We start from the raw sequence: 22,538 nt of genomic DNA, 5'->3' as shown, positions 1-22,538 counted from the left end.
CGCCCTACTTCTTCTGATCCAGCGCGTGACGCCCGAAGTCAGGCGTATCAACGTCCTGACCGGCCTCGATGATGGAGCGGCGGATGGAGCGTGTGCGGGAAAACAGTTCGAACAGCTTGTCGCCCTCCCCCCAGCGGATCGCCCTCTGCAGCGACGCAAGGTCTTCCGAGAACCGTGCCAGCATTTCAAGGATGGCATCCTTGTTGTGCAGGCAGACATCGCGCCACATGGTCGGATCGGAGGCGGCGAGACGGGTGAAGTCGCGGAAACCGGAAGCGGAATATTTGATGACTTCCGATTCGGTCACTGTCTCCAGATCGTCCGCCGTACCGACGATATTGTAGGCGATGATATGCGGCAGATGCGAGACGATCGCCAGAACCTTGTCGTGATGTTCGGCATCCATTTCATCAACGCGCGAGCCGAGCGCCCGCCAGAAATCCTTCAGCCTTTCCAGCGCCCCGGCATCCGTGCCCGGCAACGGCGTGAAAATGCACCAGCGCTCGCGGAAGAGGCCGGCAAAACCGGCATCCGGACCGGATTTTTCCGTGCCCGCCAGCGGATGGCCGGGAATGAAATGCACATTGTCAGGCATATGCGGGGCCATCTGCGCGATAACAGAAGCCTTGGTGGAGCCGACATCGGTTACGATGGCGCCCGGCTTCAGATGCGGCGCGATCTGCTGCGCCACGCTTTCCGACGCACCGACCGGTACCGAAACGATGACGAGATCGGCATTCTTCACCGCGTCCGCCGCCGAAACGGTGTAATCCGTGCCGAGCGCCAGTTCTTCCGCCCGTTTCAGCGTGTCTTCGCTGCGGGTGGAAATCGTCACATGGCGGGCAAGCCCCAGCTCTTTGATATCACGGGCAATCGACGAGCCGATCAGGCCGATGCCGATCAGCGCGATGCGTTCAAACATGATCTCGCCCATCACGCCTGCCCCATGAACTCGGTAAGTGTGGCGATAACGCCGAGATTGGCCTCTTCCGAGCCGACAGTCATTCTTAGCGCATTCGGGAAGCCGTAACCACGCACTGCACGCAGAATATAACCACGGCGGCTGAGGAATTCGTCCGCATCGGTTGCACGCTTGCCGTCCTGATCCGGGAAATGGATGAGGATGAAATTAGTGACTGAAGGCGTGACGGTGAGGCCGAGGCCGGTAAAGGTCGTGACCAGCTTTTCCATCCACAGCGCATTATGCGCCACAGCCTTTTCAACAAAGGCCTGATCACGGATTGCAGCGGCACCGGCAGCAATCGCCGGCGCGCTCATGTTGAACGGGCCGCGAACGCGGTTCAGTGCATCGATGACGGCGGCCGGACCATACATCCAGCCAACGCGCAGGGCGGCCAGACCGTAAACCTTGGAGAAGGTGCGCGTCATGACGACGTTGCGGTTGCCGGAGACCAGCTCCAGCCCGGCTTCGTAATCATTCTTGCGCACATATTCGGCGTAAGCCGCATCCAGCACCAGAACGACATGCTTCGGCAGGCCGGCCTGCAGCCGGCGGATTTCCGCAACCGGGACATAGGTGCCGGTAGGGTTACCCGGATTGGCGACGAAAACCATCTTCGTCTTCGGCGTCACGGCGGCGAGGATCGCGTCCACGTCGACTGCGCAATCCTTTTCCTTCACCGTCACCGGGGTCGCACCCGCGCCCATGATCTGGATCTTGTAGACGAGGAAACCGTGTTCGGTGATGATCGCCTCATCGCCTGCACCGAGATAAACGTGGCAAAGCAGGCCGAGAAGCTCGTCCGAACCATTGCCGCACAGGATGTTTGCAATGTTGAGACCATGCACATCGGCAATCGCCTGGCGCAGCGCGATCGCCTGGCCGTCCGGATAGATTTCCAGATGGCTGGCGGCAGTGCCGAAAGCTTCGATCGCCTTCGGGCTCGGCCCAAGCGGTGTTTCATTGGAGGAAAGCTTATAAACCTTCGCGACGCCGTCCACATGTTCCTTGCCGGGAACATAAGCGGCGATATCCAGAATACCCGGACGCGGAACAGGTTGGTTAAGCTCTGCACTCATTTGATCGACCTTTGGAAAAACGCCGGAGAACCCGGCAAAAGCAATGCCGGAGGCATTAGACCGGAATGGCCGCTTTGTCGAGGGTCAGCGCGGCTTTCCTTGGCTTGCGGCAGTGCGCGTGGTGGGCACCCCCTGCGGCGCGAGAACCGGCACGAAAACCCGGCGCGAGGCGCGCTGGGTGACCGGCAGCCCCTGATAGAGACGCTTTTGCGCTTCCACCACGATGACACCCGAAAACAGCGGCCAAAGCCTGCGGCCGGTATGTTCGAGGTAACGACGGAATTTCAGCACCGGGCGGCTCGTGGTGGGTGGAAAGAACAGCGCCTCGGCGGTGGCGCCCGGGGTGAAATTGGTTTCGCGCAAAAGCGCCGTCAGCTGCCCGCGCGAATAGGGCCGGCCGGAACCAAAAGGCGTATGTTCCATGCGCGCCCAGACGCCACGTCGGTTCGGCACCACAATCACCAGGCGGCCGCCCGGCGCCAGCACCCGCCACAGTTCCTTTAAACTCTCACGCGGATTTTCAGCAAATTCCAGCGCATGCACCATAAGGACCCGGTCTATCGACGAATCGGGCAGCGGCAATTCCTCGTCAAACACCAGCGCGGTGGAGGAAAGCTCACCCGCCGGCCAGTTCACCGCCCCCTGCCCCGCCGGCATGAAGGCGAAGGTGCGCTCCGTATCATGGCGGAACCGCTCCAGAAACGGCACGGCATAACCGAGGCCAACCAGCCGTTCCTCCGGCAAGGGTGGCCACAGCGTCGAAAGCGCCATGGTGATCGCCTGCTCGGCCGAGCGGCCAAGCGGAGAATGATAGAATTCGCGCAGATCGACGATATCGGTATTCATGGGCGAGAATGTAGCATCAGGCGGTTGGACTTCAAGGCGTCTGCCCTTACATTGGAAGTCAGTTGGGAAAGTCAGGCGGGCGAATGCGCCGGTTTCGGCCGGCAAATGGAGAGGATACGATGAAACCTTTGGAAATAGACGTCTTTCTTTGCCGCAGCGATAATTTCGGAGTGCTCCTGCACGATCCCGAAAGCGGGGCGACGGCGGCCATCGACGCGCCGGAGGAAGGGCCGATCCTGCGCGCCCTCGACGGCCACGGCTGGAAACTGACCCATATCTTCACCACCCACCACCATCAGGACCATGTGGAAGCCAATCTGGCGCTGAAGGACAAGTTCCGCTGCGAGGTATACGGCCCCTATGACGAGGCGATTGCGATACCGGGTCTCGATCGCTCGCAGGCCGATGGTGATGAGTTCGAATTTGCCGGACGCCGCGTTCAGATCATAGCCACACCCGGCCACACGGCGGGTCATATCTGTTATTATCTACCGGATGACGGCCTGCTGTTTGCCGCCGATACGCTGTTTGCCATGGGTTGCGGCCGACTGTTCGAACGCCCTGCGGCGGACATGTGGCACTCCTTCCAGAAGCTGATGGCCCTGCCGGATGAGACGCGCGTCTATTTCGGTCACGAATATACGCTTTCGAATGCCCGTTTTGCGCTGACCGTCGACCCTGACAATGCCGTATTGAGCGAACGCGCAGCACGTGTCGAGACGGCGCGGAAGGCCAATGAGTTCACCATTCCCACCACCATCGGGCTCGAAAAGCAGACCAATCCCTATATGCGCGTGGCAGATGCCGGCATCCGCAGACATCTCGGTCTTGAAGGGGCCGCCGATGCCGACGTCTTTGCGGAAATCCGCACACGCAAGGATAATTTCTGATGAGCGCCGATCTGTCTGCGGAAGAGATCATTCGCGAACTGGGGCTGGAACCGCATCCGGAAGGTGGTTTTTACCACCAGACTTTTCGCGACAGGGCGGGTGGCGAGCGTGGCCATTCGACGGCGATTTATTATCTGCTGGAAAAGGGCGTGCGCTCGCACTGGCATCGGGTCACCGACGCGGTGGAGGTCTGGCACTATTATGCCGGCGCGCCAATAGCACTGCATCTTTCTCAGGACGGCCGGGAGGTGCAGACCTTCACGCTCGGCCCAGCCATTCTCGAAGGCGAGCGCCCGCAGGTGATCGTGCCGGCCAATTGCTGGCAATCGGCGGAAAGTCTTGGCGATTTTACCCTTGTCGGCTGCACCGTCTCACCAGGTTTCGCTTTTACGAGCTTCGTCATGGCCGAACCCGGCTGGTCGCCTGGGGATGGGCCGTAATTTTCAGGGCAATGCCTGTGGAATGAGCGGATGCCACTTGTTGCTTCTCCCCGTGGGGGAGAAGTCCGCGGCAGCGGGATGAGGGGGCTGGCTCTCCGCATATTGCTGGCGTTGCCCCCCTCATCCGACCCTTCGGGCCACCTTCTCCCCGGCGGGGAGAAGAAACATGGGGTGCCGCCGAGCATCACCTGCCCTGCTATAAATCCCGGTCAGCCGCCGTATTTCGTAGCCGTAATATAGACCTGACCCACCCGCGTCGGAATGATCGCATAAACAGGCGCATAGACATCCATATTGTTCGACTTGGCGAACCAGATCTCCATCGAGATGGATTTCAGATATTCGATATCCTTGCGCCCCTGCCGGTAGCCCGACTTCGGCACGTAACGCGCCTTGCAGACGATGGCATCACCGTTAAAACCGTTGGTCTTGAACGGCTTGGTGCCGCTGGAGCTCAAAACGAGGTCGAGTCGCGATTCGCCGTCATAGATCGGCAGGCGCGTCGGGCAGATGCGGCCGCCTGAGGGAATGATCAGACCGGAAATCGGATCGAGAACCGAGCGCAGGTCGCGGTCCTTCACGTCAACCCAGTTGTCCGGCCGGGCCTTGGGTTCGGGTTTCACCGTCGTCGAGGTGACATTGCCGTTGCGGTAGACGACGTCATAGGTGCGTACCCGCTTGCCGTCCTTGTAGACCAGCGAATATTCGTTCGCCTGCAGCCGGTGACCGCGCTTGGCGCCGGAAACCGTTGTCTTGCCGGAAATGTCCTTGAGGATGCTGGCAAGGCCGGCGGCACTGAAGGAACCGGAGATCGAATAATTCGGTCCATCCATGCGAGTCGAAAAACTTGCCCGTGCAATCGGCAAAATGCCCAGATTGATGCTGTATTCGCTAGTGTGGCGTGCTTCGGCGGCGAGCGAGGGGGAGACGCCCGCAAACGCCATCGTCACGGCCATGAAAATGCTTTTTCCTCTGGCAATCATTTCGATATCACCTTAAAAGAGGCGCGGAAGCGGCCTTATCGGGCGATGATATACGCTGACTTGTGGCAATAAAAAAGCGGACGACGGTTGAAAACGCCGGAATTTCCTTTCATTTGATCGCGAGCGGCTTGACTGTTAAGTCTCGTCTGACTATAGAACCGCAACTTTCCAATCATGGCCAGTTGGATTGCCACCCCGGTTTTGCCGGTGGCGAGCCAGTGGTGAAACAGACGAAACGAAATAGGTGTACCCATGTCCCGTGTATGCGAATTGACCGGCAAGGGCGTCCAGACGGGCAACAACGTCAGCCACGCCAACAACAAGACCAAGCGCCGGTTCCTTCCGAACCTCTGCCAGGTCACGTTGATCTCCGATGCTCTCGGCCAGCGCTTCCGCCTGCGTGTTTCCGCAGCAGCTCTGCGCTCCGTTGAACACCGTGGCGGCCTCGATGCTTTCCTTCTGAAGTCCGGCGAAAACGAACTGAGCATGCGCGCTCGTCTCCTGCGCCGCCAGATCGCCAAGAAGACGGCCGAAGCTGCTTAATAGCGGTTTCGACATCATCGATATTCAGAGGGCTTGAATGGCTTTTGCCGCTCAAGCCTTTTGTTTTATTTCAGTTCAGCTCCAACTGGTGGCATCACCCAGGATAAAAAAATGCTGACCCTGCGCTATACGCTGATCTACATTCCCCTGATGACACTGGTGGTCGTCGCCTCCAATATTCTGGTTCAGTATCCGCTTTCCGGATCGCTGTTCGGCGTCAATCTCGGCGATCTGTTGACCTGGGGTGCCTTTACCTATCCGGTCGCCTTCCTCGTCACCGATCTGACAAACCGCCAGTTTGGGCCCTCCATCGCACGCCGCGTCGTGCTTGCGGGCTTTGTCGTCGGCGTTACGCTGTCGTTCTGGACATCCATCCCGCGTATCGCTGTCGCTTCCGGCACCGCCTATCTCATCGGCCAGCTGCTCGATATTTCGGTCTTCAACCGCCTGCGCCGCCAGCGCTGGTGGCATGCGCCACTTGCCGGCTCGATGCTGGGTTCCGTGCTGGATACGGCGCTGTTCTTCTCCATCGCTTTTGCTGCAAGCTTCGCCTTCATCGGCCCCAACGATGCCTTCGCCATCGAAACCGCGCCCATACTTGGCGTACTTACACTTGAGGCGCCACGCTGGATCTCCTGGGCGCTGGGCGATCTTTCGGTAAAAATTCTCGTCGGCCTCGTCATGTTGCTGCCTTACGGCGCGCTGATGAATACGCTGAAGCCGATGCCGGGCGCGGTCAAACCAAGCTGACATTATCCGCCAGCCGCGTTTGAAGCTGTGCAAGGCGTGGATCAAATCGCGCTTGCAAACCCACGGGCGGCGTTGCAATCTGCCGTCCGTGGCAAGGCTCGGAGGCGGATCGGCATGCAGATCAAGGATGTTATCGACATTGTGGATGCGACAAGCGCCACGCTTTCAGGCTCCAGCTTTGACGATGTCAATCTGTCGGGAACGGCCTTCAACAATGTCAATCTGGCCGGCACACGTTTCAACGACATCAATTTTTCCGGTGCCTCGTTTACGGACAGCAACATGTCCGGCTGGTCGATCGATGACGTCAATTTTACCGGACTGAAGCTGAGCAACACGAACCTGTCCGGCGCGCAGATAACGGCATGCCGAATGACTGGCATGAAGATCGACGGCATTCCGGTCGAGGATCTCCTCGCTGCCTACAAGGCAGTACAGGAAAAGGCCTGATATTCACTCCACCAGCTTGAATTCCAGCATCAGGTTGCGCTGGAGGAACGAGTGGTTGTCATCAGACACGATGATGAGGCGCGTCGAGCCATCCGGCCCCTTCACCACATCCATGCCTTCCATATTGTCGATCTGGTAGGCCATGCCCGCTTCCATGAGGATTTCGCCATCCACCACGGCACCCGGCCGGATATCGGCCCCGCGGATGCGGCGGATGCGCATGCCGACGCCTTCGGCGAAATTGAAGCGCCGTTCAAGAAGCAGCAGATCGCCGTTCGGCAGGAAAGCGCCATCAGTCACATCGAATGACGGATGATGGGTGACAGCGAATGTACCCTTCAGCGGGCCTTCCAATATGGCCGCAAGCAGATTGCCGTCCGCATCGATACTCTTTTCAGCCACCACGACAAGAGCGCCAGCGAGCGGCGAACTGGCCGGCGAAACCGCCAGGGCCTCCATGCCGCCATTATGGCGCAGTTCATTATTGGGGATGAGATGTGGCAGGCGGCTGAGTGGCTTTGCTGTTGCAAAACCCGGATCCGGATAGATATCGATCCTGTGCCGCTGCTCGTAGCTGACGAACACCTGGCCGTCGCGCAGCGCCAGCCCTTCCGCATCCATTTCCATCTTGCGCGGCGGTTCGCGGCCACTCATGTCCAGCATGGGGGTGATGCGGGCATCGGCAAGCCCCGACAGCGCGCCGGCAGCACCACGCGTAATCCTGCCCGTCAGCCAGTGGCCGGTATCCAGCACAGCGATAAATTCCTCACCATCGGGGCGGAAGCGGATGGAGGATATCGCCCCGAACAGCTTTTCCGGGGCGCTCATCACCATGCCGCCGATAAATTCCAGCTTGCCGAAACGTTTTGCGCTGGTGCCGACTTCGAAACCCGACAGCAGGCGAACGCTCACCGGTACATCGATGGTCGATGCGCCGATGGGAATGGGAAACAGCGAAGCCGCCGCAAGCACAGCAGCGACCGCCAGAGACTTGCAGGAAAAGGCTACCCGGCCCCGCTTATCCGGCACGGCGGACCCTGCGGGACGAACCGGAGGCACTGCTCGTATCTTCGAAGAGAGCAGCAAGCTGCTCGGTCATCGCGCCGGCAAGCTCATCCGCATCAACGATGGTCACGGCACGGCGGTAATAACGGGTCACGTCATGGCCGATACCGATTGCCAGCAGTTCCACCGGCGAGCGCGTCTCGATCTGCTCGATGACCGCGCGCAGGTGCCGCTCCAGATAGTTGCCCGGATTAACCGACAGGGTCGAATCATCCACCGGCGCGCCGTCGGAGATCATCATCATGATCTTGCGCTGCTCGGGGCGGCCGATCAGGCGGTTATGCGCCCACATCAGCGCTTCACCGTCGATATTTTCCTTGAGAAGTCCCTCGCGCATCATCAGGCCGAGATTGCGCCGGGCGCGCCGCCACGGGGCATCCGCCGACTTATAGATGATGTGGCGCAGATCATTGAGACGACCCGGCGAAGCGGGCTTGCCATTGGCGAGCCACTGTTCGCGCGATTGTCCGCCCTTCCAAGCCTTGGTGGTGAAGCCGAGAATTTCGACCTTCACACCCGAACGTTCCAGCGTGCGCGCCAGAATGTCGGCGCAGGTGGCTGCGACCGTGATCGGACGGCCGCGCATCGAGCCGGAATTGTCGATGACCAGCGAAACCACGGTATCGCGGAATTTGGTGTCGCGTTCCTTCTTGAAGGAGAGCGGCTGCATGGGATCGATGATGAGCCGGACGAGGCGCGCCGGATCTAGATAACCCTCTTCCAGATCGAAATCCCAGGAGCGGTTCTGCTGCGCCATCAGGCGGCGCTGCAGACGGTTCGCCAGGCGTCCGACCGCACCCTGAAGATGCGCGAGTTGCTTGTCGAGAAAGGCGCGCAGCCGGTCAAGCTCGGCCTCGTCACACAGTTCCTCGGCGCGGATTTCCTCGTCGAATTCCTCGGTGAAGATGCGGTAGTCGACCTTCTCGTTAAAATCATCGAAGGGGCTGTTGGGGCGGCGGGTCTCACCGGGCGTTTCGGAGTCCTCGTCGAGATCGTCGGACATTTCTTCGTCCGACATCTCGGCGCCGTCCATCTCGCCTTCTTCCATTTCCTCCTGCGAGGCCTCGTTTTCATCGGCGGGCGTCGCATCGGAGCCGGCCTCTTCCTCGACCTGCTCTTCCTCGGTCTCGTTGGTGCGCGGCTGGTCCTCATTGGATTCCGCTTCCTGGCTTTCCGGCTCGTTATCCTCGTCGCCGAAATCTTCCGCCATCTGCATGGAGGTCAACATCTTGCGCACCAGCCGCGAGAACGCCTTCTGGTCGGTAATGACGCGGGAAAGGTCGTTGAGGTCGCCTGCGGCCTTGTCTTCGATGAAGTCGCGCCAGAGATCGAGAACCTTGCCGGCGCTCGCCGGCGGCTTTTCGCCGGTCAGTTTCTCGCGCACCAGAAGCGCCACAGCCTCGGCGAGCGGTGCGTCATCCTTATTGTTGATGCCGGAGAAATTGGCCTTGGCGTATTTTTCCGTATTCATGGCCTTGATATTGGAGGCCATGCCCGGCATGCGCAGCGCGCCGATGGATTCCACCCGCGCCTGTTCGACGGCATCGAAAACCAGCTGCGCTTCGGCGCCATGCGGCGACATCATCGCATGCGTGTCCGCATCGTGGCAGGCGAGACGCAGCGCCATGGAATCGCCGAGACCACGCGTGATGGCGATCTCCTGCGCCGTGGGTTTCTTGGAAATTTCCGGCAGGCGCATGCGCTCACCGGCAAGGCCCGGCCGCTCATTGGCGAAGACGACCTCGACCTCGGCATCACCGGCAACGGATCGCACGCATCCGGCAATCGCCTGACGCAACGGCTCCGTATCGACCGCCGTACCCGGTTTCGCTCTGGAATTGTCGCCGCGCCCTGCCATTGTCTTTCCTGTCAGTTGCCGACGCCTGCGGCCCACCCATCAGAGGATGCGCGGCCGCCGGCGTCTTCAAGTCATCGGTGATCTTCTCCGGAAAACCGGGGATGATCAGGCGCTGAGAACGATGTTCGCGGCGCTTTCTTTGAGCTCAACGCCAAAGGCACGCTGATACTGCTCGGCTACCAGGGTACGCTCAAGCTCGTCACACTTGTTGAGGAAGGTCACACGGAAGGCAAAGGCGAGATCGCCGAAGATTTCCGCATTTTCCGCCCAGGTGATGACGGTACGCGGGCTCATCACCGTGGAAAGGTCGCCATTAACAAAGGCCGAACGGGTCAGATCCGCCACGCGCACCATCTTGGAGACGGTTTCGCGACCCTTCGGATTGTCGAGGCTCTTCACCTTGGCGGCAATGATGTTCACTTCCTGCTCATGCGGCAGGTAGTTCAGCGTGGTGACGATGGACCAGCGGTCCATCTGCGCCTGGTTGATCTGCTGCGTGCCGTGGTAGAGGCCGGTCGTATCACCAAGGCCGACAGTGTTGGCGGTCGCGAAAATGCGGAAGGCGGGGTGAGGACGGATGACACGGCTCTGGTCGAGCAGGGTCAGGCGGCCGGAGGATTCCAGTACGCGCTGGATGACGAACATCACGTCCGGGCGGCCGGCATCATATTCATCGAAGACCAGCGCGACATTGTGCTGGTAGGCCCAGGGCAGAATGCCGTCCTTGAATTCGGTAACCTGCTTGCCGTCCTTCAGGACGATGGCGTCCTTGCCGACGAGGTCGATACGGCTGACATGGCTGTCGAGGTTGACGCGCACGCAGGGCCAGTTGAGGCGGGCAGCCACCTGCTCGATATGGGTGGACTTGCCGGTGCCGTGGAAACCGGAAACCATGACACGTCGGTTATGAGCAAAACCGGCTAGGATCGCGAGGGTCGTATCGCGGTCGAAAAGATAGTCGGGATCGAGGTCCGGCACATAGGCGTCGCCCTGGGAATAGGCGGGAACCCGCAGATCCGTATCAATGCCGAAAACCTCCCGCACGGACACAGTCGTGTCGGGCAGGTTGGAAATATCAAGGTCGATTTTGCTCATCACGTCTCCAAGGCGGGCGGCAGCCACCCGGCCACATCATCAATCAGGCGGTAAACACGTAAGTTGGCTTAGCAGAAACCTGACTGCTTTAACAATTGATATGCTTGAACAACAGCCCGAAAACGTTCTTCCGAACCACGATCGCCACCATTAGCATCAGGATGGTGCTTTTTGACAAGCTCCTTATAGCGCCTTTTTATCTCTTCCTGCTTCGCACTGGCAGAAAGACCGAGCGTATCGAAGGCTTTCGCCTCCAGCGTCTTCAGCTTGCGGTCCTGCTGCATGCGCTGTCCACCGGCCTTTGCGCCACCCGCAAAACCGCCGGCGAAGCCGAAGGGATCGCGAATGCGGGCATTGCCGCTCGCGGTGCCGGATCGAAGTGTGGAATGCAAAGGGCTGTCGCGCGCCGTCTTGTTGACGCCCACCGTCCAGGTCGGACGGTGACCGGTGATCGCCTCCTTCTGGTAACGGGCGATCTCGCCGTCTGAGAGGCCGGAGAAGTAATTATAGCCCTTGTTGTATTCCTTCACATGCTCAAAACAGAACAGGAAGAATTGCCCCTCGGCATTGCGGCCGACAGGTGCGCGGTGAACGCCCGGTTTATCGCATCCGTCCCACTGGCAGGTAGGAGCCTGAACCTCAGGTTCCCGCTCCCTTTTCCGGCGCGTGCGGATGCGGTCGAAATATTTCGAATCCAGTTTCATGATGCCCTGATTATGGAGTGCGAAAAGCCGCACAACAAGAATTGACAAAGCGGAATGTTGCTGGCTTTTAGGTAACCCCCTTCAAGACCAGCCAACAGGAATGGAGCCCTTCGCATGTCCCTGCGAGAACGTATAGAAACGAAGCTCCGTGAGAGCTTTTCACCAGAGCGCCTGAAAGTCGTCGATGAAAGCCAGATGCATGCGGGCCACCAGCCGGATATAACCGGCACGGGCGAAACACATCTGCGTGTTCAGATAGTGTCGGAAAGCTTCTCCGGCAAGTCTCGCGTCGAACGCCACCGGGCGATCAATGCCGTTTTGAAGCCCGAGCTCGACGCGGGCCTGCATGCGCTCGCGATCGAGGTGGCGGCACCGGGGGAAACGGTGCGGTTTTGATTGGGGCTGCCATCAAGACCGAGAGCAAGCCCCCTCCATCCGGCCCTTCGGGCCACCTTCTCCCCGGCCGGGGAGAAGTGCCGGAGCGAAGCGAGGCGATGAGGGGGGCCTCACCGTACTCCTCGGTGCCAGCTCACCCCGGATGCTTCTCCGACAGGAACGACTGCACCTCCGACGACGCCACATCATCCGCCACAAAAGACTGGCCAATGCCGTGGGTGAGGATGAAGGTGAGCTTGCCGCCCTTGACCTTCTTGTCCTGCGCGATCGCCGTCATCAGCGTCTCGACCGGCGGCAATTCGCCCGGAATATCCTTCATCGTTGTCGGCAGGCCGACCGCCTTCAGATGGGCTTCGACGCGCGCCGCATCATCAGGGCTTGCAAGGTTCATGCGAGCGGAGAACTGGTGCGCCAGCACCATGCCGATCGCCACACCTTCACCGTGCACCAGCCGCTTGCTGTCGTAATTGGTCGCCGCCTCCAGCGCGTGGCCGAATGTATGGCCGAGGTTCAAAAGGGCGCGCACGCCGTTTTCCTTCTCGTCGGCCACAACAACATCGGCCTTGGCCTGGCAGCTGGTCGCAATCGCCTCTATGCGGGCGGGGCCGCCGGTTCGGATTTCATCCCAATTCTTTTCGAGCCAGAAGAAGAAATCCGGCTTGTCGATCAGCCCGTATTTAACCACTTCGGCATAACCGGCGCGGAATTCGCGCGGGCTCAGCGTATCCAGCACCGCCGTATCCGCCAGCACCAGATCCGGCTGGTGGAAAACGCCGATGAGGTTCTTGCCGTGGCGGCTGTTGATGCCGGTCTTGCCGCCAACCGAGGAATCAACCTGCGCCAGAAGCGAGGTCGGTATCTGCACGAAGCGCACGCCCCGGCGCACGATGCCCGCTGCAAAACCGGCGAGATCACCGATCACGCCGCCGCCGAGCGCGATCACCGCATCGTTGCGCTCCACCCTTGCCGCCAGAACCGCATCGCAAACGGTGACCAGATGTTCGAAGCTCTTGGTCTTTTCGCCGGCCGGCAGGGTCAGCGAGACGGCCTCGATGCCATCCGTCTGCAGCCCGTCCATCAGGCCTTCGAGGTAAAGCGGCGCGACATGTTCATCGGTGATGATGGCCGCGCGCCGGCCCTTCAGCCGCGCCGAAATCTCGCCGCCCGCCCGGCCGATCAGGCCCGGCCCGATCAGAATGTCATAGGCGCGCTCGCCGAGCGGCACATGGACGAGACGTTCATCGGCGTGGATTTCGGAAGGCGTCATGGGGATCAGTCTTTCTGTTCGATGCCTGCAATGGCGGCCAGCACTTCTGTCACGATGATTTCCTTGCGGACATCGCGGGATTCGATGGTCAGATCCGCTTCGGCATAGATCGGATAGCGCTTCTCCATCAGGGCCGCGAGCGTGGCCTTGGGGTTTTCGGTCTTGAGAAGCGGGCGGTGGTCGCGCTTGTTGACCCTCTCCCACAAAACCTCGAGATCGGCCTTCAGCCACAATGAAATGCCGCCGCGCGTGATGTGCCGGCGGGTGTTGTCGTTGATGAAGGCGCCGCCGCCGGTGGAGATGACCTTGGGGCCGCCGCGCAGCAGCCGCTTGATGACCCGTGTTTCCAGCGCCCGGAATTCCTCCTCGCCATAAGTGGCGAAAAGTTCGGCTATCGTCATGCGCGAAACCCGCTCGATTTCGACATCCGTATCGATGAAGGAGACCTTGAGCTGCTGGGCGACCATGCGGCCTATCGCGGATTTTCCAGCCCCCATCAGCCCGACAAAGACGATGTTGCGCCGTCCGAGCTTTGCCCGCGCTTGTTCCCCGAGTGTGGCCGGGACGGATAAATTCGTTTCATTCATAAATTTGAAAGCCCGTTTGGCATGGATATCTGCAAATGTTTACGAAGCGTCAAGCCAAATTGCTGACTGAATTGCGTTGAATCACAATCAACGCCGCATGCGGCGCGGAGTAGACGTCGGCTTTTTGATCTTGCTGCCGCTATCGCCGCACCGCATATAAGTTTCGACCGCCACCTTCACGGAGCCGCCATGCCCACCCTCTTCCGCTTCACGATGATACTGGCGACCATTGCGGGGCTGATCTATGGCGGCATGGTGCTGCTTGTCATGTTCGTTCAGCCGCGCGACCGCGAAGTGACGGTGCGCATTCCTTCCGAGCGGCTGAACCCGCCGGCGGCTGAGCCGGCCAGGCGCACCCCATGAACGCTCAGGCGGCAGGAGGGCGCGATGGCGCGCGGCTGGAAAGCTTTCTGGAAATGATGAGCGCCGAGCGCGGCGCCGCCACAAACACACTCTCTTCCTATGAGCACGATCTTTCCGATCTGCGCGAATTTCTCGGCCAGCGCGGCCAGTCTTTGACGGAAGCGGGCACCCCGGACCTTTCCGCCTATCTGACCCATCTTTCCGCTCAGGGCTTTGCCGCCACTTCACAGGCAAGACGCCTGTCCTCCATGCGGCAATTCTATCGTTTTCTCTATTCGGAAGGGCTGCGCAGTGACGATCCGACCGGCATCATCGACGCCCCGAAAAAAGGCCTCACCCTGCCGAAAACAATGAGCGTCGACGATGTGAACAGGCTTCTTGCCCTTGCCGCGCAGGAAGCCGCCACATCCGGTCCCGGCCAGCTTGCCCGCATCCGCATGCATCTGCTGCTCGAGCTTCTTTATGCCACCGGCATGCGTGTCAGCGAACTCGTCTCGCTGCCGGTTAAGGTGCTGCGTCAGGAAGGCCGCTTCCTGATGATCCGCGGCAAGGGCAACAAGGACCGCATGGTTCTTCTTTCCCGCGCCGCCATCGAGGCGATGGAAAAATACGAGGCTGCCAGAAAGGCGCTCGCGCCGGAGAAAAGCAGGGCGGCCGCTTCGCAGAAAAAACCGGAGACACAGGAGAGCCCGTGGCTGTTTCCTTCGAACAGCAAGGAAGGTCACCTGCCCCGCCAGGTCTTTGCCCGCGACCTCAAGGATATTGCCATTCGTGCGGGTCTGATCCCATCTGCGGTATCACCGCACGTCCTGCGTCATGCCTTTGCCAGCCACCTTTTGCAGAACGGCGCTGACTTGCGCGCCGTGCAGGAACTGCTGGGCCATTCCGACATTTCCACGACACAAATCTATACACATGTGCTGGAAGAACGCCTGCAAGAGCTGGTACAAACACATCACCCCCTTGCCAAACAGGGCAAAAACCTTGATTAGAGCGACCGGAACCGCCGGATAATCCGGTCAAACCTTGCGCAAAACGATCGGAAACGGATCTCATGCACAATTATCTCGACTTCGAAAAACCTATCTCGGACCTTGAGGGCAAGATCATCGAGCTGAAGAAGCTTGCCGATGAAGACGAGAGCATAGACACCTCGGAGGAGATCAACCGCCTGGAATCGCGCGTCAACGATGCGATGCAGGACATCTATTCCAAGCTGAACGCCTGGCAGAAAACGCAGGTCGCGCGCCATCCGCAGCGCCCGCATTTCGTCGATTACGCCAAGGCGCTGTTCACCGATTTCACGCCGCTTGCCGGCGACCGCAAATTTTCCGAGGACGCGGCTATTCAGGCGGGCCTTGCCCGCTTCAACGGTCAGCCCGTCGCCATCATCGGCCAGGAAAAGGGCAACGACACCAAAAGCCGCCTGAAGCACAATTTCGGCAGCCCGCGCCCGGAAGGTTACCGCAAGGCGATCCGCGTGCTGGAACTGGCTGACCGTTTCTCGCTGCCGGTCATAACCCTAATCGATACGGCAGGCGCCTATCCGGGCGTCGGCGCGGAAGAGCGCGGCCAGGCCGAAGCCATCGCCCGCTCGACGGAAATGTGCCTCAACGTCAAGGTGCCGATCGTCTCCGTCGTCATCGGCGAAGGTGGTTCGGGCGGCGCAATCGCGATTGCCACCGGCAACCGCGTCTACATGCTCGAACATGCGATCTATTCGGTGATCTCGCCAGAAGGTGCAGCCTCCATTCTCTGGCGCGATTCGACCCGCGCCAAGGAAGCTGCAACCAATATGAAGATCACCTCGGAAGATCTGAAATCGCTTGGCGTTATCGACGGAATCATTCCCGAACCGATCGGCGGCGCACACCGTGCTCCGGAAACCGTGATCGGTGCGACCGGCGATGTGATCGCCAAGGCGCTGGCCGATCTGTCCCAGCGTTCCGGTACACAGCTGCGCGCTGAACGCCGCCAGAAGTTCCTGGATATTGGCCGGAATCTCTAACGCCGGCCTTATTTTCCTTGAATATCGCCCCAACTCGGCCATAGTCCGGTCACATCAAAAGATGTATCGGCGGCCGCGGGGCGGGTCCGATTTGAGTTAAGAAGATGTAAACGGTTAATACCGTATTTAAAATACACACGTGCTGGTGTAAAACTTGCGCCGCTTCGTGCCATCGTCTTTCGGATCAGATCATGCGTTTGACACATTTTGCCCTTCTCGCCTGCACCGCGCTCATTCTCACCGGTTGCAACGATACGCTCGAAACCGTGGAACGCGACGTTTCCCACGTCAAGAACAAGGTCGATTACCCGCTGTCTCCGTCCATTCTGGCCGAGATCGACAAAAGGGGCATGGACCGCACCTCGCCGATCATGATCCGCATCTTCAAGGAAGAAGGCGCCTTGGAAATCTGGAAGGCCAGACGCGACAACCGCTTCGAGAAGATCGCCGGTTACGAGATTTGCGCATGGTCCGGAAAACTCGGCCCGAAGGTGAAGGAAGGCGACCGGCAGGCGCCGGAAGGTTTCTACAACCTGACGCCCGCGCACCTTAATCCAAACTCGAAATATTATCTTGCCATCAATACCGGCTTCCCGAACCGCTACGATGCCGCCAATGGCCGCAACGGCACCAATCTGATGATCCATGGCGCCTGCTCATCGTCAGGCTGTTATTCGATGACGGATGCGCAGATTCTTGAAATCTACGGTTTTGCCCGTGACGCCTTCAAGGGCGGCCAGAAGACCGTGCAGCTGCAGGCCTTCCCGTTCCGCATGACGGCGGAGAACATGGCCCGCCATCGCCAGAGCGAGCATCTCGAATTCTGGAAGATGCTGAAGGTCGGTTACGACAATTTCGAAGTCACCAAGCGCCCGCCGGAGGTGAATGTCTGCGAGAAGAAATATGTCTTCAACCAGCAGACGGCAGGCGGCAGCTTCAACGCCTCCGCGCAGTGCCCGGGCATGAGCACGCCGCCCGCACTGGTCAGCGCGCTTTCGAGCTACGAAAAGACCTATGATCTCGCCTATGAAAAGGCGATGAAGAAATATGACGGCATGGCCTGGTACGACCCGAGCGAGGCGGAGCGCAAGGCGCTGGTCGCCGAAAAGCGCAAGGGACGCGAACCCGCCTATGCCCCGACCGGCTCGGCACTGAAGGCCGGCAAGCTGATGAAGGAAACGGAATTTGCCGCGCTGATGGAGAAGAAGCCGCAGCAGGTGACGTCGTCCTCCCCGGCAACCGCAGCCACCGCCTCATCCCTGCGTGGCCCACGCACCTCGACGCCCCAGCCAACCGCCCCACAGTCGAACCCGGCGCCTGCCGCTCCGACCATGGTTGCCACAGCCACCCCCGCGCCTTCGGCCAACGGCCAGAGCGGTGCGGCCGCACAGGGCATCCCGGTTCCAGCCCTCAACCCGCTTGCCTATTCCGCACCGGCACCGGAAGCGCCGGAGAAGAAGCCCTTCTGGAAGTTCTGGGCCAAGGAATGAGCAACGCGACCGAGATAATTTACGATTTGAGGGGGCTTAAATGCCCCCTTCCGGTTTTAAGAAGCCGCAAGAAGCTTGCTGCGCTGAAAGCGGGCGATGTTTTGACTGTCGAAACGACGGACCCGCTGGCTGTCATCGATATTGCGCATATGTGCAATGAGGATGGGCATAGTCTGGTTGAGACCGTGGCAGTGGGTAACGGGCATCGGTTTCGGATTGTGAAGGGGGCGTAGAGCGCTCACTGCGGAGGTTACCCCCCTCTGTCCTGCCGGACATCTCCCCCTCAAGGGGGGAGATCGGGTGAGGCCGCCCCCATTCCCTCGCAAGTCTGTCACATGGCTTGAGATGCAGATAGAGTTCGGAGCAAGCCGCTTGTCGATCTCCCCCCTTGAGGGGGAGATGCCCGGCAGGGCAGAGGGGGGTAAACCCCACCCACAAACTTACCCGCCGCCTTTTACCCCTAAAACCGCATCCCCGAAATCGCCAGCGGGTTATCCGTCATCGCCTGCCTGTCCGGACGATCGATACCCGGCGCGCCGGTAAATGCGGCAAACAGGTCCTGCACGAAAGCCTCCGGCAAGTCCTTGGTAATCAGCACCATGCGCGTGCGCTGATCAGACGGGTCAGGCCAGGCCGCAAGGCGCTCCGGCCTGTGGAAAATGTTCTGCACCCCATGCAGCACCAGCGGCCGGTCGGGATTGTCCGAGAGCTTGACGACGGCCTTCATGCGCAACAGCTTTTCACCATGCGCCGAGCGCAGCAGATCCACAAACATATCGATCGCCATCGGCTCGATCGGCTTGTCATGAATGATCGAGAAGGAACGGATCGACGCATCGTGCCGGTTCACATCGTGATGGTGATGGCCATGGTCGCCACGGTGGTGGTGGTGGTGCCCATGGTCATGGTCATGGTCGTGGTCGTGGTCGTGGTCGTGGTCGTGATGATCATGGGCCGCCTCTTCGCCCAGCCAGCGGCCAACATCGGCATTTTTGCTGCCGGCATCATAAAGACCGTTGTCGAGAAGCGCCGAGGCACTCCAGTCCGGCTTGTCGCCATCCTCGATCGTTGCGCGCGGGTTGAGCGTCTGCAGGCGCGCCGTCAGTGCAGCAATTGTGGAAGCGTCGGCGAGCGCTCGCTTGGTCATCACCAACCGGTCGGCAACGGCCGCCTGCTTCACGGCTTCTTCGTGGTTGTCGAGCGTGGAGAGGCCGTTCACGGCATCCACCACCGTAATCATGCCGTTGAGCACGAAATTCTGCGCGATCACCGGATTGCCCATGATCGATTGCATGACCGGGGCAGGATCGGCAAGGCCGGTGGTCTCGATCACCACCCGCTTCACCGGCTTCAGCTTGCCGATCTGGATACCATCCATCAGCTCCGCCAGCGTATCCACCAGTTCCCCGCGCACCGTGCAGCAGAGGCAACCTTCCGCCAGTTCGATGATGCCCTCGCCGGCACTTTCAACCAGCATATGATCGATGCTGACATCACCAAATTCATTGATGATGATTGCGGCGTCACTCATCTCGGGGTCTTTGAGGAGCCGGTTGAGCAGCGTCGATTTTCCGGCGCCGAGAAATCCGGTGATGATGGAGACCGGTATACGCTCGCGAGACATGCCTTGCCTGTATGGTTGAGGGCCGCTCCGGCAGATCGTTGAACGATGTTCGAGCCGGAACCGCGCGATAAAACAGAAATCGCCCAAGGCCTGAAGGCAATGGGCGAGACTGTAATATCATAACAGATCAGAGCTGCGAATAGCCAATCCGCAGGCGCACTCGCCCTTCATCACTGAAGAGCGATCAAGCCAATCAGAATGTCGGGCGTGGGATCGGGATCGGCACGTTGGCCAGTTCGCCCTTGGCCGCAGCCCCCTTGGTCGTGTTGACAGCCACGGTCTCGCTGCCCGGGATAAGACCGGCGAAGGAATATTCCGGCGGGCGGGTCATCTCCGTCACATAAGGCGAATGGATGACCATACGGCCGGCTTCATCGCGGCCCTCGCTACGCACCTTTGCAGCCTTCGGATTGCAGATTTCGGCGCTGACATCGTTCACATCGCCGGTATCGCCATAGGGCGCCAGCGAAGCAAGCGAAACGCCCTGCCCGGAAGGCGCCGTCAGCCCCATCTGCAGCAGGTCTGCAGACTGGTCGGTTCGTCCGGCAAGGCTGTCCGCGCCCAGTACTACGGTGATGACGGAGCGGCCGTTGCGCACGGCAGACGACACCTGGTTAAAACCGGAGGCACAGATGAAGCCGGTCTTCATGCCGTCAGCGCCATCAAAGCGGCCGACCAGCATATTGAAGTTGGCATAATTCTTCTTGCCGGTGGTGACGCCTTCCAGCGAGAAATAGTGGGCATATTCCGGGAATTCGCGCTTGATGATCAGCGCCAGCAGCGCCAGATCCCGCGCGGTCGTATATTGCCCCTTGCCGGGCAGGCCGTTGGCATTCACGTAATGGGTGGAGCTCATGCCCAGCCGCTGCGCCTGTGCATTCATCTGCGCCACAAAATTATCGGACGTGCCACCGATCGTCTCGGCAATCGCCACGGCAATATCATTGGCGGATTTGATCAGCAGCAGCTTCAGCGCGCTGTCCATCGTCAGCTTCTGGCCGGGCTTAAAATACATTTTCGAGGCCGGCTGGTCGGCGGCCTTCTTGCTCATCACCACTTCCGTCTGCGGGCTGAGCTTGCCGGCCTTCATCTGCGAAAAGGCGATATAGGCGGTCATCAGCTTGGTCAGCGACGCCGGATACCACTTGCGGAAGGCTTCCTGATGGGAAATCACCTTGCCGGTTTTAACATCCACCACCATTTTCGGATTGGCATTGGCCACGGGTGCTGCGGCAACGAGGCCTACGGTCATGATGGCAACGGCTGCGGAGAGCCGCCGGGCGGCGTTTGGCGATTTAACTGTCTGTGGCAAGGCTTGTCCTCGAATTCCCGTCTTCGGTCGGGGAATGGCAATATTCACCATATATGTCCTAGCAATGGCAAAGTACATTGATTACGTCAATTATGCGGCGCACTATCCACCATGGAGGATGGCTTTTACCACACGCCGCACCGATGAACCCAGGAATGAACGAAATGCCGATTTTGAACAGAGCCGCCGAACTTCAACAGGAAGTCAGCGAATGGCGGCGTCACCTGCACGAAAATCCTGAGATTTTGTATGATGTCGACAACACCGCAGCCTTCGTTGCGGACAAGCTGAAATCTTTCGGCGTTGACGAAATTGTGACCGGTCTTGGCCGCACGGGTGTGGTCGGCATCATCAGGGGCAATCTTGCCGGTGAACGCACCATCGGCTTTCGCGCGGATATGGACGCCTTGCCCATTCTCGAGGAAACCGGCAAGCCCTGGGCATCGAAAACAGCAGGTGCGATGCATGCCTGCGGCCATGACGGCCATACCGCCATGCTGCTCGGCGCAGCCAAATATCTCACCGAGACCCGCAACTTCGCCGGCTCGATCGCCGTCATCTTCCAGCCCGCCGAAGAAGGTGGCGCTGGCGCGCTCGCCATGGTCGAGGACGGCTTGATGGAGCGTTTCGGCATTAACGAGGTCTATGGCATGCACAATATGCCGGGCATTCCTCTCGGCGCCTTCGCCATCCGCAAGGGCGGCATCATGGCGGCACCGGACAAGTTCTCCATCACCGTCAAGGGCCGGGGCGGCCATGCGGCACAGCCGCACCGCACCATCGACCCCATCACCATCGGCGCACAGATTGTCGGCAACCTGCAGATGATCGCTTCGCGCAATGCCGATCCGATCCGTTCGGTCGTCGTGTCCGTCACCCGCTTTCACGCCGGCTCCAGCCACAACATCATCCCCAACGAGGCGCTGATTGCCGGCACGGTGCGCAGCCTCGACGAAACGGTGCGCGATCTCGCGCAGGACCGCATCAAGCAGATGGCGGAAGGCATAGCCCTTGCCAATGGCGCCGAAGCCGAAGTCGTCTATGAGCGTTATTGCCCGGTGACCTTCAACCACGCCGCCGAGACCGACCACGCCATCCGCGTCGCCCGCGATGTGGCGGGAGACCACAATGTCGATCCCGATGTCGATCCCTCCATGGCCGGCGAAGATTTTTCCTTCATGCTGAAGGAAAGGCCGGGCGCCTTCATCTTCCTCGGCAATGGCGATTCGGCCGGGCTTCATAATCCCGGCTACGATTTTAACGACGACGCCATCGCCTACGGCATTTCCTACTGGGTGAAGCTGGCTGAACAGCGTCTCACGAGCTGATTGCCGGCGAGCGCAAAGAAAGCCGAGGAACAGATCAACCGCGATAAAGAACGCGGTTGATCCGCAGGCATCGTCAGGTTAAAGAGCAATTCAGTGTCCACGTAGCTCAGCAGGATAGAGCACAGGATTCCTAGTTGATAATTGGGGGCTGCGGTCCGAAAGGCTGTAGTCGATCTGCTCAAATTCGGGGAACGCTTAGCTGGGCTTCCAGCATGCCAATCCCGAGCCAAGCTTCAGGCGAAAGCCTGTTGAAGGTGTAGAGACTGGTAGGGCAGCGCCTAAAGGCCGCAAGGTCCATGGTGAAGGGACAGTCCAGACCACGAACGCCCTGCCTATTTTCGGCGGGACGGCGGTTAAAGCCGAAGTGGTATGAATCCTGGGGTCGGAGGTTCGAATCCTCTCGTGGACACCATTTTCCTGTTTTATCCGCCGTTAAGATACAGACCCTGCTCTGCAATCAGAACGGCCAAAACCTCTCGGACCGACATGGCCTGTCCGA

24 protein-coding genes are annotated in these 22,538 nt (G+C 59.9%); 12 read left to right on the top strand and 12 right to left on the bottom strand.

Annotated features, from left to right (window positions below; genetic code table 11):
* Positions 1-4 precede the first annotated feature (4 nt).
* The 3 genes from M0412_RS14420 to M0412_RS14410 all read right to left on the bottom strand — a co-directional run bounded on the left by M0412_RS14420 (position 5) and on the right by M0412_RS14410 (position 2,886).
* Complete coding sequence (locus M0412_RS14420; protein WP_269699074.1) at positions 5-934, bottom strand: prephenate/arogenate dehydrogenase family protein; 930 nt, start codon at positions 932-934, stop codon at positions 5-7.
* Complete coding sequence (hisC, locus tag M0412_RS14415) at positions 934-2,040, bottom strand: histidinol-phosphate transaminase (RefSeq protein WP_135855556.1); 1,107 nt, start codon at positions 2,038-2,040, stop codon at positions 934-936. The genes M0412_RS14420 and hisC overlap by 1 nt, the downstream gene beginning before the upstream one ends.
* Before the next feature lie 84 nt (positions 2,041-2,124).
* On the bottom strand, positions 2,125-2,886 hold the full coding sequence (locus tag M0412_RS14410) for a class I SAM-dependent methyltransferase (protein ID WP_142841496.1): 762 nt from the start codon (positions 2,884-2,886) through the stop codon (positions 2,125-2,127).
* Between the two features lie 119 nt (positions 2,887-3,005).
* On the opposite strand from M0412_RS14410, the gene gloB reads away from it, so the two are divergent.
* Both gloB and M0412_RS14400 read left to right on the top strand, forming a co-directional pair.
* The gene (gene gloB, locus M0412_RS14405; RefSeq protein ID WP_269699072.1) at positions 3,006-3,776 is read left to right on the top strand and encodes a hydroxyacylglutathione hydrolase; all 771 of its coding nucleotides are present in this window, start codon (positions 3,006-3,008) and stop codon (positions 3,774-3,776) included.
* A complete protein-coding gene (locus tag M0412_RS14400; RefSeq protein ID WP_269699071.1) occupies positions 3,776-4,216 on the top strand; it encodes a cupin domain-containing protein in 441 nt (146 codons plus the stop codon). The genes gloB and M0412_RS14400 overlap by 1 nt, the downstream gene beginning before the upstream one ends.
* Positions 4,217-4,425: 209 nt before the next feature.
* On the opposite strand, the gene M0412_RS14395 is transcribed toward M0412_RS14400, so the two are convergent.
* Positions 4,426-5,199, bottom strand: coding sequence for a DUF3108 domain-containing protein (locus M0412_RS14395; protein WP_046799841.1), 774 nt, complete (start codon positions 5,197-5,199; stop codon positions 4,426-4,428).
* 252 nt (positions 5,200-5,451) lie between these two features.
* On the opposite strand from M0412_RS14395, the gene rpmB reads away from it, so the two are divergent.
* The 3 genes from rpmB to M0412_RS14380 all read left to right on the top strand — a co-directional run bounded on the left by rpmB (position 5,452) and on the right by M0412_RS14380 (position 6,942).
* A complete protein-coding gene (rpmB, locus tag M0412_RS14390) occupies positions 5,452-5,742 on the top strand; it encodes a 50S ribosomal protein L28 (protein WP_003509888.1) in 291 nt (96 codons plus the stop codon).
* Positions 5,743-5,853: 111 nt separating this feature from the next.
* A complete protein-coding gene (locus tag M0412_RS14385) occupies positions 5,854-6,492 on the top strand; it encodes a queuosine precursor transporter (protein ID WP_269699066.1) in 639 nt (212 codons plus the stop codon).
* 114 nt (positions 6,493-6,606) lie between these two features.
* Positions 6,607-6,942, top strand: a complete 336-nt coding sequence (locus M0412_RS14380) for a pentapeptide repeat-containing protein (protein WP_142841499.1) — start codon at positions 6,607-6,609, stop codon at positions 6,940-6,942.
* Between the two features lie 3 nt (positions 6,943-6,945).
* Here M0412_RS14380 and M0412_RS14375 read toward each other — a convergent pair whose 3' ends face one another.
* From M0412_RS14375 to M0412_RS14360, 4 genes are all read right to left on the bottom strand, one after another.
* A complete protein-coding gene (locus M0412_RS14375; protein WP_269699064.1) occupies positions 6,946-7,971 on the bottom strand; it encodes an esterase-like activity of phytase family protein in 1,026 nt (341 codons plus the stop codon).
* Positions 7,961-9,865, bottom strand: coding sequence for a cobaltochelatase subunit CobT (cobT, locus tag M0412_RS14370; RefSeq protein ID WP_142841501.1), 1,905 nt, complete (start codon positions 9,863-9,865; stop codon positions 7,961-7,963). Before cobT ends, M0412_RS14375 begins: the two co-directional genes overlap by 11 nt.
* 105 nt (positions 9,866-9,970) lie before the next feature.
* Positions 9,971-10,960, bottom strand: coding sequence for a cobaltochelatase subunit CobS (gene cobS, locus M0412_RS14365; RefSeq protein WP_003509875.1), 990 nt, complete (start codon positions 10,958-10,960; stop codon positions 9,971-9,973).
* A 68-nt stretch (positions 10,961-11,028) separates the two neighbouring features.
* Positions 11,029-11,664: a J domain-containing protein gene (locus tag M0412_RS14360; RefSeq protein ID WP_142841502.1), complete on the bottom strand. Its 636-nt coding sequence runs from the start codon at positions 11,662-11,664 to the stop codon at positions 11,029-11,031.
* Positions 11,665-11,778: 114 nt separating this feature from the next.
* On the opposite strand from M0412_RS14360, the gene M0412_RS14355 reads away from it, so the two are divergent.
* Positions 11,779-12,060 (top strand): BolA family transcriptional regulator, encoded by a 282-nt coding sequence (locus tag M0412_RS14355; protein WP_269699062.1) that lies wholly within the window; start codon positions 11,779-11,781, stop codon positions 12,058-12,060.
* Positions 12,061-12,193: 133 nt separating this feature from the next.
* Here M0412_RS14355 and aroB read toward each other — a convergent pair whose 3' ends face one another.
* Positions 12,194-13,327: a 3-dehydroquinate synthase gene (gene aroB / locus M0412_RS14350; protein ID WP_269699061.1), complete on the bottom strand. Its 1,134-nt coding sequence runs from the start codon at positions 13,325-13,327 to the stop codon at positions 12,194-12,196.
* 5 nt (positions 13,328-13,332) lie between these two features.
* A complete protein-coding gene (locus M0412_RS14345; RefSeq protein ID WP_080838076.1) occupies positions 13,333-13,914 on the bottom strand; it encodes a shikimate kinase in 582 nt (193 codons plus the stop codon).
* 189 nt (positions 13,915-14,103) lie between these two features.
* On the opposite strand from M0412_RS14345, the gene M0412_RS14340 reads away from it, so the two are divergent.
* The 5 genes from M0412_RS14340 to M0412_RS14320 all read left to right on the top strand — a co-directional run bounded on the left by M0412_RS14340 (position 14,104) and on the right by M0412_RS14320 (position 18,008).
* Positions 14,104-14,277, top strand: a complete 174-nt coding sequence (locus M0412_RS14340; protein WP_082185432.1) for a histidine kinase — start codon at positions 14,104-14,106, stop codon at positions 14,275-14,277.
* Positions 14,274-15,269, top strand: coding sequence for a site-specific tyrosine recombinase XerD (gene xerD / locus M0412_RS14335; RefSeq protein ID WP_269699060.1), 996 nt, complete (start codon positions 14,274-14,276; stop codon positions 15,267-15,269). The genes M0412_RS14340 and xerD overlap by 4 nt, the downstream gene beginning before the upstream one ends.
* A 62-nt stretch (positions 15,270-15,331) precedes the next feature.
* Positions 15,332-16,285: an acetyl-CoA carboxylase carboxyltransferase subunit alpha gene (locus M0412_RS14330; protein ID WP_035222548.1), complete on the top strand. Its 954-nt coding sequence runs from the start codon at positions 15,332-15,334 to the stop codon at positions 16,283-16,285.
* A gap of 191 nt (positions 16,286-16,476) precedes the next feature.
* Complete coding sequence (locus tag M0412_RS14325) at positions 16,477-17,775, top strand: L,D-transpeptidase family protein (protein ID WP_269699055.1); 1,299 nt, start codon at positions 16,477-16,479, stop codon at positions 17,773-17,775.
* Complete coding sequence (locus M0412_RS14320; RefSeq protein WP_269699053.1) at positions 17,772-18,008, top strand: sulfurtransferase TusA family protein; 237 nt, start codon at positions 17,772-17,774, stop codon at positions 18,006-18,008. The genes M0412_RS14325 and M0412_RS14320 overlap by 4 nt, the downstream gene beginning before the upstream one ends.
* A 227-nt stretch (positions 18,009-18,235) precedes the next feature.
* Here the strand turns inward: M0412_RS14320 and M0412_RS14315 are convergent, their stop codons facing one another.
* Together M0412_RS14315 and M0412_RS14310 are read right to left on the bottom strand one after the other, a co-directional pair.
* Entirely contained in the window at positions 18,236-19,399 is a 1,164-nt protein-coding gene (locus M0412_RS14315) for a GTP-binding protein (RefSeq protein ID WP_269699051.1), read from the bottom strand.
* Between the two features lie 193 nt (positions 19,400-19,592).
* A complete protein-coding gene (locus M0412_RS14310) occupies positions 19,593-20,651 on the bottom strand; it encodes a D-alanyl-D-alanine carboxypeptidase family protein (RefSeq protein WP_269699523.1) in 1,059 nt (352 codons plus the stop codon).
* 224 nt (positions 20,652-20,875) lie between these two features.
* On the opposite strand from M0412_RS14310, the gene M0412_RS14305 reads away from it, so the two are divergent.
* Positions 20,876-22,039, top strand: a complete 1,164-nt coding sequence (locus M0412_RS14305; protein WP_269699050.1) for a M20 aminoacylase family protein — start codon at positions 20,876-20,878, stop codon at positions 22,037-22,039.
* Positions 22,040-22,538: the final 499 nt, after the last annotated feature.

Source organism: Agrobacterium sp. O3.4 (assembly GCF_041414895.1).
In the GTDB taxonomy this organism is placed as follows: Bacteria; Pseudomonadota; Alphaproteobacteria; order Rhizobiales; family Rhizobiaceae; genus Agrobacterium; species Agrobacterium cucumeris.
Note: the sequence above shows the minus strand (reverse complement) of the source record. Positions and strands in the feature narration are given on the sequence as shown.

Excerpts from the sequence above, each read along its gene's own strand:
- M0412_RS14420 (WP_269699074.1), bottom strand. The coding sequence starts at position 934 with ATGGGCGAGATCATGTTTGAACGCATCGCGCTGATCGGCATCGGCCTG.
- hisC (WP_135855556.1), bottom strand. The coding sequence starts at position 2,040 with ATGAGTGCAGAGCTTAACCAACCTGTTCCGCGTCCGGGTATTCTGGAT.
- M0412_RS14410 (WP_142841496.1), bottom strand. The coding sequence starts at position 2,886 with ATGAATACCGATATCGTCGATCTGCGCGAATTCTATCATTCTCCGCTT.
- gloB (WP_269699072.1), top strand. The coding sequence starts at position 3,006 with ATGAAACCTTTGGAAATAGACGTCTTTCTTTGCCGCAGCGATAATTTC.
- M0412_RS14400 (WP_269699071.1), top strand. The coding sequence starts at position 3,776 with ATGAGCGCCGATCTGTCTGCGGAAGAGATCATTCGCGAACTGGGGCTG.
- M0412_RS14395 (WP_046799841.1), bottom strand. The coding sequence starts at position 5,199 with ATGATTGCCAGAGGAAAAAGCATTTTCATGGCCGTGACGATGGCGTTT.
- rpmB (WP_003509888.1), top strand. The coding sequence starts at position 5,452 with ATGTCCCGTGTATGCGAATTGACCGGCAAGGGCGTCCAGACGGGCAAC.
- M0412_RS14385 (WP_269699066.1), top strand. The coding sequence starts at position 5,854 with ATGCTGACCCTGCGCTATACGCTGATCTACATTCCCCTGATGACACTG.
- M0412_RS14380 (WP_142841499.1), top strand. The coding sequence starts at position 6,607 with ATGCAGATCAAGGATGTTATCGACATTGTGGATGCGACAAGCGCCACG.
- cobT (WP_142841501.1), bottom strand. The coding sequence starts at position 9,865 with ATGGCAGGGCGCGGCGACAATTCCAGAGCGAAACCGGGTACGGCGGTC.
- cobS (WP_003509875.1), bottom strand. The coding sequence starts at position 10,960 with ATGAGCAAAATCGACCTTGATATTTCCAACCTGCCCGACACGACTGTG.
- M0412_RS14360 (WP_142841502.1), bottom strand. The coding sequence starts at position 11,664 with ATGAAACTGGATTCGAAATATTTCGACCGCATCCGCACGCGCCGGAAA.
- M0412_RS14355 (WP_269699062.1), top strand. The coding sequence starts at position 11,779 with ATGTCCCTGCGAGAACGTATAGAAACGAAGCTCCGTGAGAGCTTTTCA.
- aroB (WP_269699061.1), bottom strand. The coding sequence starts at position 13,327 with ATGACGCCTTCCGAAATCCACGCCGATGAACGTCTCGTCCATGTGCCG.
- M0412_RS14345 (WP_080838076.1), bottom strand. The coding sequence starts at position 13,914 with ATGAATGAAACGAATTTATCCGTCCCGGCCACACTCGGGGAACAAGCG.
- M0412_RS14340 (WP_082185432.1), top strand. The coding sequence starts at position 14,104 with ATGCCCACCCTCTTCCGCTTCACGATGATACTGGCGACCATTGCGGGG.
- xerD (WP_269699060.1), top strand. The coding sequence starts at position 14,274 with ATGAACGCTCAGGCGGCAGGAGGGCGCGATGGCGCGCGGCTGGAAAGC.
- M0412_RS14330 (WP_035222548.1), top strand. The coding sequence starts at position 15,332 with ATGCACAATTATCTCGACTTCGAAAAACCTATCTCGGACCTTGAGGGC.
- M0412_RS14325 (WP_269699055.1), top strand. The coding sequence starts at position 16,477 with ATGCGTTTGACACATTTTGCCCTTCTCGCCTGCACCGCGCTCATTCTC.
- M0412_RS14320 (WP_269699053.1), top strand. The coding sequence starts at position 17,772 with ATGAGCAACGCGACCGAGATAATTTACGATTTGAGGGGGCTTAAATGC.
- M0412_RS14315 (WP_269699051.1), bottom strand. The coding sequence starts at position 19,399 with ATGTCTCGCGAGCGTATACCGGTCTCCATCATCACCGGATTTCTCGGC.
- M0412_RS14310 (WP_269699523.1), bottom strand. The coding sequence starts at position 20,651 with ATGACCGTAGGCCTCGTTGCCGCAGCACCCGTGGCCAATGCCAATCCG.
- M0412_RS14305 (WP_269699050.1), top strand. The coding sequence starts at position 20,876 with ATGCCGATTTTGAACAGAGCCGCCGAACTTCAACAGGAAGTCAGCGAA.